Source organism: Chelativorans sp. YIM 93263, from assembly GCF_028767125.1.
Taxonomy (GTDB): domain Bacteria; phylum Pseudomonadota; class Alphaproteobacteria; order Rhizobiales; family Rhizobiaceae; genus Chelativorans.
In genome coordinates, this window is record NZ_JAKCWP010000007.1 from 25,927 (window position 1) to 38,082 (window position 12,156).

9 protein-coding genes are annotated in these 12,156 nt (G+C 61.7%); 7 read left to right on the forward strand and 2 right to left on the reverse strand.

Translation table 11 applies throughout. The features are described from left to right. The first annotated feature begins 63 nt into the window (after positions 1 to 63). Together uxuA and LY631_RS14475 are read left to right on the forward strand one after the other, a co-directional pair. A complete protein-coding gene (gene uxuA / locus LY631_RS14470; protein ID WP_274426298.1) occupies positions 64 to 1,278 on the forward strand; it encodes a mannonate dehydratase in 1,215 nt (404 codons plus the stop codon). Then, a complete protein-coding gene (locus tag LY631_RS14475) occupies positions 1,278 to 2,762 on the forward strand; it encodes a mannitol dehydrogenase family protein (protein ID WP_445082894.1) in 1,485 nt (494 codons plus the stop codon). Before uxuA ends, LY631_RS14475 begins: the two co-directional genes overlap by 1 nt. A 384-nt stretch (positions 2,763 to 3,146) precedes the next feature. Here LY631_RS14475 and LY631_RS14480 read toward each other — a convergent pair whose 3' ends face one another. Further along, positions 3,147 to 3,368, reverse strand: coding sequence for a hypothetical protein (locus LY631_RS14480; protein ID WP_274426300.1), 222 nt, complete (start codon positions 3,366 to 3,368; stop codon positions 3,147 to 3,149). A 99-nt stretch (positions 3,369 to 3,467) separates the two neighbouring features. Between LY631_RS14480 and LY631_RS20510 the strand changes: the two genes are divergently transcribed. The 5 genes from LY631_RS20510 (at position 3,468) to LY631_RS14500 (ending at position 11,341) form a co-directional block, all read left to right on the forward strand. Beyond that, the gene (locus tag LY631_RS20510) at positions 3,468 to 3,809 is read left to right on the forward strand and encodes a helix-turn-helix domain-containing protein (RefSeq protein ID WP_445082895.1); all 342 of its coding nucleotides are present in this window, start codon (positions 3,468 to 3,470) and stop codon (positions 3,807 to 3,809) included. Positions 3,810 to 3,945: 136 nt separating this feature from the next. Continuing rightward, positions 3,946 to 4,299, forward strand: a complete 354-nt coding sequence (locus LY631_RS14485) for a VOC family protein (RefSeq protein WP_274426301.1) — start codon at positions 3,946 to 3,948, stop codon at positions 4,297 to 4,299. A gap of 598 nt (positions 4,300 to 4,897) precedes the next feature. After that, entirely contained in the window at positions 4,898 to 7,384 is a 2,487-nt protein-coding gene (locus LY631_RS14490; RefSeq protein ID WP_274426302.1) for a beta strand repeat-containing protein, read from the forward strand. A gap of 3 nt (positions 7,385 to 7,387) precedes the next feature. Then, positions 7,388 to 10,708: a cadherin-like beta sandwich domain-containing protein gene (locus tag LY631_RS14495; RefSeq protein ID WP_274426303.1), complete on the forward strand. Its 3,321-nt coding sequence runs from the start codon at positions 7,388 to 7,390 to the stop codon at positions 10,706 to 10,708. A gap of 339 nt (positions 10,709 to 11,047) precedes the next feature. Further along, on the forward strand, positions 11,048 to 11,341 hold the full coding sequence (locus tag LY631_RS14500) for a hypothetical protein (protein WP_274426304.1): 294 nt from the start codon (positions 11,048 to 11,050) through the stop codon (positions 11,339 to 11,341). Between the two features lie 324 nt (positions 11,342 to 11,665). On the opposite strand, the gene LY631_RS14505 is transcribed toward LY631_RS14500, so the two are convergent. Further along, positions 11,666 to 12,061 (reverse strand): hypothetical protein, encoded by a 396-nt coding sequence (locus LY631_RS14505; protein ID WP_274426305.1) that lies wholly within the window; start codon positions 12,059 to 12,061, stop codon positions 11,666 to 11,668. Positions 12,062 to 12,156 lie beyond the last annotated feature (95 nt).

Below are 12,156 nucleotides of genomic sequence, written 5' to 3' on the forward strand. Positions count from 1 at the left end.
CGTCGCCGGCGTGGCGCCTGGGCGGGCGTGTTCTTGATTGGGGTCAAAGCAGAAGGACGAAGCATGAGGCAGACGTGGCGCTGGTTCGGGCCGAAGGATCTCGTTTCCGTGGACGACATGCGGCAAGCGGGGGTCGAAGGCGTGGTATCTGCCCTCCACCATGTGCCGAGCGGCGCCGTCTGGGAACCCGAAGAGATCGCCCGCCGCCAGCGCGAGATCGGCGTCATGAGTGACGAACGGCCTTCTGGCCTCGCTTGGGAGGTGGTGGAAAGCCTGCCCGTTTCCGAGGACATCAAGAAGCAGAAGGGCGCGTGGCGTGAGCATATCGCCAACTATAAAACCAGCCTGAGAAACCTCGCTGCCGCAGGCATCGAGACCGCCTGCTACAATTTCATGCCGGTGCTCGACTGGACGCGCACCAATCTTGCCTGGCGCCTGCCCCATGGCGGCACCTGCATGCGCTTCGACTATGCCGATTTCGCCGCCTTCGACATCCATATTCTCAGGCGCTCCGGGGCAAACATGGACTTCCCGGAGCCGGTGGTCGCGGAGGCTGCGCGCCGCTTTGCCGAGATGGACGAGAGCCGGAAGGAGGCGCTCGCCCGCAACGTCGCTTTTGGGCTTCCCGGCGCGGCGGAGCACCTGACGATCGAGGGGTTGAAGGCGCATCTCGACGAGTACGGCGCCATTTCCCCCGAGCAACTCCGCCGCCATTTCATCGCCTTCCTTGAGGAAGTGGCGCCGGTGGCGGAAGAAGCTGGCATTCGCCTGTGCTGTCATCCCGACGACCCGCCCTTCCCGCTTCTGGGCCTGCCGCGCATCATGTCGACCGAGGCCGATTACGCGGCCATCATGGAAGCCGTCGATTCCCCGGCCAACGGGATTACGCTCTGCTCCGGCTCGCTCGGCGCCCGGCCCGACAACGACTTGCCGGGCATGATGCGGCGGTTGGGCGCGCGTGTGCATTTTCTCCATTTGCGCAACGTCAGCCGCGACACGGAGGCACCTGTCGGCTCCTTCTATGAGGCCGGCCATCTCGAAGGCGGCACGGACATGGTGGCTCTCATCGCCGAGGTGCTGAAGGAGGAAGCCCGGCGCAAGGCCGCGGGGCGCGCCGACCATTCCATTCCCATGCGCCCGGATCACGGGCAGGACATTCTAGACGATCTCAAACGGCAAGCTCAGCCGGGGTATCCCGCGATCGGTCGCCTTAAGGGACTTGCCGAACTGCGCGGCATCTTAACGGCGCTTTCGCATCCGCAATACGGGCTTGCATGATGACGATCCGCTTGGGTGCCAAAACCCTGGCCAGCCTGCCAGCGTCCGTCGTCAGGCCCGCTTACGATCCAGCCGCCCGCGGCGTCGGCATCGTTCATGTCGGTGTCGGCGCGTTCCACCGCGCCCATCAGGCGGTTTACACCGATGCCGCGCTCGGTGAATCCGGCGGCGACTGGCGCATCGACGGCATCAGCTTGCGCAGCACGGCGATCGCTGACGCACTTAACCCGCAGGATGGCCTTTTCACTCTGTTGGAGCGCGGCGAGGACGGCGTGTCGGCGCGGGTGGTGGGCAGCATCCGCCGGATGATCGCCGCCGCGCGCGACACCGAGGCGCCGCTCGCCGCGTTGACGGCGCCGGAGACGCGTATCGTCAGCCTTACAGTTACGGAAAAGGCCTACGGCATCGACCGGGAGCGCGGGGCGATCGATGAAAAGCATCCCGCCATCGCGGCCGATCTCGCCGCTCCGCGCGCTCCACGCGGTGCACTCGGCCTGCTGGTGGAGGCCCTGCGCCTGCGGCGGGAGAAGGATCTCGCCCCCTTCACTGTCCTGTGCTGTGACAACCTGCCGGACAATGGCGGGCTCGTGCGCGCCGGTCTCGTCGATTTCGCCGCGCGGCTCGACCCGGCCTTTGCCGACTGGATCCGTGCGCATGTCGCCTTCCCCTCCACCATGGTCGACCGCATCACGCCCGCCCCCACCGACACAACGCATGCCGAGGTGGAACAGCTTCTGGGCGTCAGCGATATGGCTGCGGTCGAGGCCGAGTCCTTCGCGCAATGGGTGATCGAGGATCATTTCCCCGCCGGGCGGCCCGAGTGGGAGAAGGGCGGCGCGATCTTCGTCGCCGACGTTGCGCCATACGAGGCGATGAAGCTCAGAATGCTCAATGGCAGCCATTCCATGATGGCTTATGCCGGCTTTCTTTCAGGCCGCAAATATGTGCGCGACGTGATGGCCGACGAGACGCTGGCGCAGCTCGTGCGCTGCCATCTCGCCGCCGCTGCGGCCACGCTGGCGCCGCTGGAAGGCATCGACACGGACGACTATGCGCAAGCTTTGATGCGGCGCTTCGCCAACCCGGCGATCGCCCACAAGACGTATCAGATCGCCATGGACGGCACGGAAAAGCTGCCGCAGCGCATCCTGGCGCCGGCACTGCACGCGTTGCACAACGACGGCGATCTGCGCCCCTTCGCCTTCGCGGTGGCTGCCTGGATGCGCTACTGCACCGGGCGGCTGGACACCGGCGAGCCCTATCGCCTACGTGATCCGCGCGAAGAGGAGATCGCCTCCACCCTGGCGCGCGCCGGCGGCGATGCGAGAGCCATCGCCGATGCACTGACGGCGCTTTCGGGGCTGTTCCCCGCCGAGCTGGCCGCCAACGAACGCTGGAACGGCCTCGTAACAGACATCCTGGCCAGTATGCTGCAAAACGGCATGGCGCAAGCGCTGGAGGGGGAAGCGCGCCCGTCTGCCTGATCGGGAGGCTAGAGCGATCAAGCCTGGTTGACGACGGGCGTTGTGCTGATCCGAAGTAAACTCATCTCGCTGAAGATACGCTGTCTGGAAGCGGATATCAGCAAGTCGAAGCTGCCGTTGCGAGCGCCCATTGCTTTTGCCTTCTCGCCTTCGCTGATAGGATCATGCCGAATGGCAGACATGTTGAGCGAGAGAATTCTATGCTGACGGCCCGTGAGCCCAGGAATATGGCAACAAGGCTCGTTGTAGACCAGCTGCGTTTCGGACCCAACGGCGGATGGATACGAGACGCTTTTGCCTTCGGGGCGAGCGCAGATCATTTTCAGTCTGTCAGGACATCCGCTTCGCGAGCATGACCCCGACGATGATGACCGGCATCGGGGATCAGGCGCGCTGCATGTGTTTCAAGGCCCTTCGACCTTGCCTCGCCGTATTTCGCGCAAGCCCCAGATTTCGGCATGCGGGGCCAGTTTCCAGCCCGGCGGAGCCGGCACGGTCTTCGGGCCAATCCACACCACCACCGACCACGTGGTCGATCTTACGCAGTTTTGGGGCGGTGATGCCGCTCGTCTCGGAGACCGGCTCCGAAACATCGAGACTCATCATACCAGGCTCGATCTGCTCGAAGACGAAATCGAAAGGCGAATTGGCGATACCTCGGCAATGGTGGCGCTCAATCGAGGGATTGAGCGCCTGAGAACCGGGATGGCGATAAAGGACGTTTGCGAAGAGCTGGGGCTTTCGCCCTATGTCTTCAGAAAACTGTTCCTCAGAAATGTCGGCCTCACACCCAAGCGCTATTTGCGGATCGAGAGGTTCCGGACGACGATCAACCGACTGACGCCGGCTGCGTCTCTGTCGGATTTGGCGTTCGACGCGCTATTCTCGGACCAGTCGCACATGCGAGGTCGAACATTTTTCATCGATGACGCCTGGCCGCCTGCGTGCGAGCATTCGACCCTATGTGGGGCACGTGTTGGATCCGGTTCCTTAGTTTTTGTTCAAGACGTGCTCCGGTCCGCGCAGCTATCTTTTGTCATCCGATGACGCGGAAGGAGATCGTCATGTCAACAGCCCATGTCTCAAGAGGAGCCATTCCACCAGCGATCGTCCGAGGTGTCAGCGAAGGTCATATTCGCGGCCCGTTCGGACATCTCTGGGCGCTGAGCCAGGAGGTGGCAGGATGACCGTTCGGCGCATCGTCGCGAATATCGCTACAGACAGCGTTTCGGATGTTCGGAAGTTCTATTCCGACTTGTTCGGGCTCGATGTCGTCATGGATCTCGAATGGATCGTCACGCTGGCGTCACGCGAAACGACAATCCCCCAGATCAGCATCCTTAGTGAAGGCGGTTCGGGCGCACCTGTACCCGACCTGTCGATTGAGGTTGACAATGTGGAGGAGGTGTATCGTTGTGCGAAAGAGATGGGCTGCAAGATCGTCCACGATCTGACCGACGAACCGTGGGATGTTCGACGTTTCTTCATCGCTGATCCGACCGGAAAGCTGCTCAACGTGCTTTCACATGCTCGCTAGCATTAGTCTGCAATGCGAGACGCTGACCACCATAGAGTGCCTTCCGCTGCACCTGAGCAAATGAAGTCTCGCCTACAAAGTACGTTTCTGCACCAATGACAATATAATGACCGAAAAGCAACTAACGTATCACTTTGCAATCATATCCACGCTCTATCAGTACACTTCGGCCGAAAGCTAAAGAAGATCCTTGCTAGGCGGCCTGCAGCTTTATCCCTACACCTGAATACCTTCGTCTACGACAGCGGAACTTCTGCTGGTGAGCTGACAGACCTCGACGGTAACAACAATCTCACTTTGCCGGAGAACGAGACAGGAACGCTCGCAGGCGATGTTTCTTTCGGGGTCGGCATCGACACAATCGAGATGCGTTCCTGTACGACCGACGTCAACCAAGGCGGCGGTGACCACGCGTTCGCGATTTCGGCGGCACGGTCACAGGCAACCGTCGTAGGGCGGCGGCGCAGACATTTTCGAGATGACCGGCGGCCGCATCCGCCGTATTAACATGAAGCGCGACGACAGCACCTGCGACATCTCGGCGGCATGATCGGCGGCAATATTATGGCGTCCTACGAAGAAATGGGGGTGGGGGATTATGCTGTCACAAGCCAAAAGCAACCCGTTGAAGGATTTCGTTACGGCTCTAGGGGCCGTACTTACCGCTCTTACGGTGGCACTCGCCTTTCCGCAGGAAGCAATGACGCAGTCTGCTGCCCCGACGATCAGCGGAATCTCCCCGGCCAACGGCACGACGGAGGGGGGCACCTCCGTCACGATCACCGGCACCAACCTGACGGGCGCCAGTGCCCCAACCTTCGGCGGCGCGAAGGCAACGAGCTACACGGTCGACAGCGACACGCAGATCACGGCGGTGACGCCGGCCCATGTGTCGGGTGCTGTCGATGTGGCGGTGATCACGTCCAGCGGCAGCGAGACACTATCGGGCGGCTTCACCTATGTGGCGCCGGTGACGCTGTCGATTGCCGACGTCACCGTATCCGAGGGCGATGACTTCACCGGTGCCACCTTCACGGTGTCGCTCAGCCAGGCTGCCGGTGCCGGAGGGGTGACCTTCGACATCGCGACCGCGGACGGCACCGCCAGCGATGGCAGCAATTACTCGGCCAGCAGCTTGACCGGCCTGTCCATTCCTGCGGGCAGCAGCCTCTACAGCTTCACCGTCCAGGTAATCGGCGACACGATCAGTGAAGCGGATGAGACGTTCTTCGCCAACGTCACCAATGTCTCCGGTGCAACGGTGAGTGACGGCCAAGGGGCGGCAACCATCCGCGATGACGATCCGCTCCCACAGCTTTTTATCACCAGAACGGGGGGCATCGAGGGCAACACCGGCACCAGCAGCCGCGTGTTTGAAGTAACCCTTACCCCGGCAAGCGGTCAGCCGGTGAGTGCGTCGTTCGCAACCGTGGACGGCACCGCATCTGCAGGGAGCGACTACGTTGCCAACAGCGGCACCATCAATTTTGCGCCGGGCTCGACCTCTGCCGAGATCACGGTAACGATCAACGGCGATCTCACGATCGAACCCGATGAGAACTTCACCGTCGAGCTGAGCGATGCGGTCGGCGCGACGCTCACCATGGACGGAGTTGGCACCATCCTCAATGATGACTTTCCGGCCCCGATGATCACCGATATCGCGCCGGCGACAGGCACGACGGCTGGCGGCACCACGGTGACCATTACCGGCACCGAACTGACTGGTGCAACGGCCGTGACTTTCGGCGGCACGGCGGCGAACAGCTTCACAGTGGATAGCGCCACCCAGATCACGGCGACGACGCCGGCTCGTGCGGCGGGTGCGGCCGACGTAGTGGTTACGACCCCCGGCGGCAGCGCCACGGCGACCGGCGGCTTCACCTATGAGGTACCGGCCCCGACGCTCAGCAGTATCAATCCAAACGCCGGTCCGGGGGCGGGCGGCACGACGGTCACTATTGCCGGCACCGGCCTGACAGGCGCGACTGCGATAAGCTTCGGGGGTACACCCGCAACGAGCTTCACAGTAGACAGTGCCACCCAGATCACGGCGACGACGCCAGCCCATGCAACCGGAACGGTTGATGTGACGGTGACCACACCGGGTGGCAGCGACACGCTGACTGACGCTTTCGCCTTCGTGGCGCCTCCGACGATCACTGGCATCGCGCCGACGGCCGGCTCGTCGGTTGGCCGCACCCACGTCATTATCACCGGCGCTGATCTGGCCGGAGCGACGGTCGTCACCTTCGGCAGCACTGCGGCACGCTTCATACAGGAAGGTCCCGCTCAAATAAGCGCCACCGCAGACCCCCATCCGGCCGGAGCGGTCGATGTGACGGTAACCACTCCGGGCGGCAGCGACACGTTGACGGGCGGCTTCACCTATGTCGAGCCCTCTTCGGCACCAATCGTTTCGAACGTAAGCGGGCCGGCGGATGGCACCTACAAAGCCGGTGATATACTGACCTTCACCGTCACCTATGATCAGAATGTCGGGGTGAGGGGGAGCCCCAGTCTTTCCCTTGAGCTCCGCGGCGCTGCGCGGTCTGCTTCCTATGCAGCGGGAGATGCCTCGAACAAGCTTACATTTTCCTACGTTGTTCAATCCGGCGATCTGGCCCCAAGCGGAATCGGTCTGGGGCCTTCAATTTCCCTGAACGGCGGCTCGATCTACAACGGCGCCCGAACCGATGCCAATCTCACTCTTAACGGGGTGCCTGACCTGAGCTCTGTATTGATCGATGCGGTAGCGCCAACGGTAGTCTCGACGGCTTTCAGCGGCAGTCCGGCACCAGATGCAACCGCGGTTGATTTCGTGGTGACGTTCTCGGAGCCAGTCACTGGTGTCGATTCATCGGATTTCACACTGGCCACAACAGGGTCCGCCACTGGGTCGATCTCGGCTACCTCCACCTCTGATAATGTGACCTACAACGTCTCCGTAAACGCGATCTCCGGCATCGGCACGCTGCGCCTTGATGTCCTTGCCGACTCAATCGTCGATGCCATCGGCAATCCGCTGGCTGCTGACTTCTCTTCTGGAACCCCATGGACCCGCGGCAGTTCGACCAACGCGTAACTTGTGGCTCTCGTGCCAAGCGCTGGTACTCTCGATCCAGCCTTTGCCGCTGGCACTCTCGGTTACACCATTGCGGTTGCCAACAGCATCGACACCATCACGCTGACGCCCGCGGCCGACGACGCCAATGCGACGATCACCGTGGATGGACGACTCGTGATTTCCGGCAGCGAAAGCCAGGCGATTTCGCTTTCGATGGGATCGACGGCAATACCGGTCACTGTCACTGCCCAGGACGGCGTCACCACCCAAACCTATACGGTAATAGTCACCCGCGCCGAACCTGACGAGATCGTGGCCCGCGATTTCACGGTCGAAGTGCCTTATGGAGCCTCCCTGGTGAGCGTTAGTTTCGCCGATCATGTCGATGGCTCCAATCAGGGATTTGGCGTCGAGTTTAGTGACATATCGGCGATGCAGAATTTTGAGGGCGGCATTCGAGAAAGTCCGAACCCCAATTTCCGTTGGACTTTTAGGGGTGAAGGCTTTGTTCAGGGTGGAACGGTCCGGTACTTCACTTGCGCAGAATATAGCACGTGGTGTGCACGAAGAGGTCCGGGAGCCGTAATGACCCTGGTCGTGACAGGTGCCCCCGCAGCGCCTATCGTTTCCTCCGTCACCGGACCTGCCAAAGGCACCTACAAGGCTGGCGACGATCTAACTTTCACCGTCGTTTTCGACCAGCCTGTGACGGTGACGGGAACACCGGGCCTGTCGCTGGATATCGGTGGCGCGGCGCAAACCGCTGCCCTGGTCGCCGGCAGCGGCACAGATACCCTCAGCTTCCGTTACACCGTCCAATCTGGCGATTTCGCTCCGAGCGGAATTGACCTTGGACCTGCAATCTCGCTGAATGGCGGCACAATCGAGAGTTCTGGCGGAACCGCTGCCAATCTGACGCTCAACAACGTTCCGGATCTAAGTGGGATGCACGTGGATGCCGTGGCGCCGATGGTGCTTTCGAGCACGGTGGGCGGCACTCCGGCACCTAATGCAACTACGGTTTATTTCGTAGTCACGTTTTCCGAGCCGGTCACAGGTGACGATGGCGCGGATTTTGAGCTCACCACAACGGGGTCCGCCACAGGGAGCATTAGTGACATCTCCACGGCGGATAACATCACCTACGATGTCACAATCAATGGAGTATCCGGTGTCGGCACGTTGCGCGTTGACGTGCTGAATAATGGATCGATTGCCGACGCGGTCAGCAATCCGCCGGCTGTTGGCTTTACATCTGGAGCGCTCTGGACACGCGGCGGTTCGGCCGATGCCGACCTGTCGAGCCTCGTCCCAAGCGCCGGTACACTTGATCCCGCCTTCGATTCGGACACCTCCAGCTATTCGATCGCTGTTGACAACGAGGTTGAAACGATCAGCTTCACGCCGGCAGCGTCTGATCCGAACGCCACAATCATCGTCAACGGGCAGACCGTCAACTCCGGCAGCGCCAGCCCCGCGATCCCGCTCGCGATCGGAGCCAACACAATCACCGTCGCCGTCACGGCCGCTGATGGAGGGACGAGACAGACCTACACAGTCGTTGTGACCCGTGCTGCCTCCTCGAATGCGGAGCTTGTCGGGCTGGTCTCGAGCGCTGGGACGCTCGATCCGGCCTTCGACGCCAACACCTTCAGCTACACGATCGCAGTCGGCAAAGAGGTCGAGATGCTAACGCTGACGCCGACTGCGGCTGAACCAAACGCCGCGATCACCGTAAACGCACAGACGGTCGCCTCCGGCACCGCCAGTCCGGCCGTCGTGCTGCCGGCTGGCTCGACTTCGATCCCCGTTGTTGTAACCGCGCAGGACGGCACAACCACCCTCACCTACTCCATCAGCGTCGAGCGGGCGCCGTCGGTGCCGACCGTCGCCTCCCGGACGGTCGAGATTTATGCCGGCGAGACGGCCAGCGTGGAACTGACGGAAGGCGCGACCGGTGGGCCGTTCACAGACGTGGCGATCGTTGACGTTTCGGACGAGGACGCCGGGGTGTCCCGTATCGAAGAGGACGGCCAGAGTTACCGGCTCATCTTCGAATCCAGCCCGACTTATGCAGGCACGTCGAGCGTACGCTACACGTTGTCCAACGCCGCCGGTCCCTCGGCGCCCGGCATTATCACCTTCAATGTCCTGGCGCGGCCCGATCCCTCGCAGGACCTGGAGGTGATCGGCCTCTTAACGGCGCAGGTCGTTGCAGCCAAGCGGTTTGCCGAGGTCCAGACCCGTAACTTTAATGACCGCCTCGAGCAGTTGCACGACGAGGGCGACCGGCGCAGCAACAGTATGAATGTTCGCCTGAGCTTTGCGCAGGAGCAGGACCCAAGCAATCTCGAAATCCAGGAACTGATCGACAACTCGCGCCACGCCGCCGCGGGCGATCTCGACGAGCGCGCCCCCGGGCTCCTCGGCTATGGGCCGCATGGCCTCGGTGGCTCCGGCGCTCTGGCGGCTGCGGAGGACCTGTCCTCGGTGCCCTCTTCAGATGTAGGTGGCATTGATCTCGGGGACTATGCGGTCTGGTCTGGCGGATTCGTCAATTTCGGCGAGCGCGACGGCACAATTGATCTGGAATACACCAATGTCGGGATCAGTGGCGGCATCGATTATCGCTTCACGAGCCAGTTCATCGGCGGCTTCGGCGTCGGATACAGCCGTGACAAGACCGACGTCGGCGAAAACGGCACCGAAACCAGCGCCAACGCCTACAGCGCCGCAATCTATGGCAGCTACAAACCCTTCGAGAACTTCTTCCTCGATGGACTGATCGGCGGGAGCTGGCTCGATTTCGATAGCACTCGCTATATCACGACGAGCAGAGATTTTGCCACTGGTAGCCGCTCCGGCCATCAGCTCTTCGGTTCGGTGACTGCAGCCTACGAGATCCGCGACGAGACCTGGCTCGTCTCGCCCTACGGTCGGGTTGAGCTCTCCCGTTCCTGGCTCAACGGCTTTACCGAGGACGACGGCGGCATGTTCGCGCTTCGTTACAGCGATCAGCACGTCGACACGCTGTCAGGTGTGCTCGGGATGCGGACAGACTATACCTTCGTGCTGGACTGGGGCACCCTCACCCCCGGCGTGCGGGTGGAATACACCCACGATTTCGCGGGTTCGAGCCGCGTAGGTCTCGGCTACGCCGATCTCGACGGCCTGCCCTATGTCTTTGAGTTTGAGCCGACCGGCCAGAGCTATACGACGCTCCGCCTTTCATTTGATGCCGAACTCCCTCAGGACTGGTCGGCCGTGCTCGACTACCGCACGTCTTTTGGCAGCGATCAGCAGGATCACGCCTTCGGCCTCGAGATCAGCAAGAGGTTCTGACTGACGGACTGCAACGGGCGCAGCATAACTGCATCCCAAACAAAGAATATGGGGGCAATGGCGCCACCCTTGGACCTCTGCTGCTCGAAGCCCGCGCCATAGGCGAAAGGCTAGTCAGATCGGCAGGGCTTGCTGTCCCGATCTACTCACCCTGCTGCGCCAGTGATGGCAGGATGGACACCGCCAGGGCTTACTGCACCGCGATGGATGGCTGAAGTCATTTGATGCGAACGGCAGCTCAGGGGATCGCCATTCCGAGTGTTAAATGTCTCAGGTGGGGCGAAAGGCGTTAGATCAGGCGGATGGTGTCGGCGTGCAACGCGTCGATTCGAGCTTTTCTTGACCCTTCGCGCCGCGCTGCTCGGCCGCAACGACGCGATAGCCGACCGGCAGCAGCGAGCCGTTCCATTACCCTTGCAGGGCATTAAGATAACTGGCGCTCTGATGAAGCGGAGGCTCTGGCGCAGCTCGGTTGATTTAAGCGGCGTCTCTGCGGTGTCGCCCTGGCGGGCACTGCCGGAGCGTTTCGGCAACTGGAACAGCGTGTGGAAACGCTTCGACCGATTGAGCAAGGCGCATGCCCCTTACGAGTTCGACGTCAAGGTCTCGGTCGCCACGACCCTCAAGCCCTAAGCCGGAACCAGGGCGGCCTGTATTCGCAGGCCGTCCGTGAAGGGGCACCACTGGCTCTATATCTGTCCAATGGCGAAGCGTCTTCAGAGAAAGAAAAAAATTATGAGCGGGCCTCCTAACAGCGCTCCCCATATGATGGCAGAGGGGAGAAAACTGCCGAGAAGGCGGAGAAAAGTCCTATAGGTCATGTTCTTGCCTAAGCTGGTGGTTGCAGTTCGTGTCCGCGCCGAATGTATCTGCGCTGTTCGAGAAAGCCGGTGGGTCAGGCTGTTCGGTCCTGTGGAGGGATTGTCTGACAAGGAGCAGCTCCGCCTCTGGAGTGTCTCAATGCCCCTCCCGCTGCTCGATGATCGATTGAAATTCCTCGGTGTCGAAGCGCAGCAGCACAACGCCTGCCTCGACCGCGTGCCCCTCGCGTGCGCGGATCTCAAGGATCCAGCCTCCATCCTTCGCGTGCAAGGTGGCACGATTGATCGGCTCAAGTTCTCCGCTGACGCGCAGTCGCTCCACCATTAAAGTGGACTGGATGGTCGCGATCTCCAAAGGCGTGAGTTTGAGGGGGCGCTCGTGCTGGCGTGCCGCAGCCGCCTCTACGATGGTTTCCGGGCGCTCGTTTTCACCGATCGTTCGGTGTGCAGAATCGCTATAGCCGACAGCGAGATAGTCGGCTCCCAGAAGCGTTCCTGCCGGGGCCAATCTCATCGTCCATTTAACAGCCATACCGATGTTCCTTCGGGTAGTCGCGTCGCGCTTTCGCGACCGGGCATTCCCGTTGCTAGGCTTTAACGATTGCAGCAGCATTACCTGATCGTCCT

Excerpts from the sequence above, each read along its gene's own strand:
- LY631_RS14475 (WP_445082894.1), top strand. The coding sequence starts at position 1,278 with ATGACGATCCGCTTGGGTGCCAAAACCCTGGCCAGCCTGCCAGCGTCC.
- LY631_RS14505 (WP_274426305.1), bottom strand. The coding sequence starts at position 12,061 with ATGGCTGTTAAATGGACGATGAGATTGGCCCCGGCAGGAACGCTTCTG.
- LY631_RS14490 (WP_274426302.1), top strand. The coding sequence starts at position 4,898 with ATGCTGTCACAAGCCAAAAGCAACCCGTTGAAGGATTTCGTTACGGCT.
- LY631_RS14485 (WP_274426301.1), top strand. The coding sequence starts at position 3,946 with ATGACCGTTCGGCGCATCGTCGCGAATATCGCTACAGACAGCGTTTCG.
- LY631_RS20510 (WP_445082895.1), top strand. The coding sequence starts at position 3,468 with ATGGCGATAAAGGACGTTTGCGAAGAGCTGGGGCTTTCGCCCTATGTC.
- LY631_RS14480 (WP_274426300.1), bottom strand. The coding sequence starts at position 3,368 with ATGATGAGTCTCGATGTTTCGGAGCCGGTCTCCGAGACGAGCGGCATC.
- uxuA (WP_274426298.1), top strand. The coding sequence starts at position 64 with ATGAGGCAGACGTGGCGCTGGTTCGGGCCGAAGGATCTCGTTTCCGTG.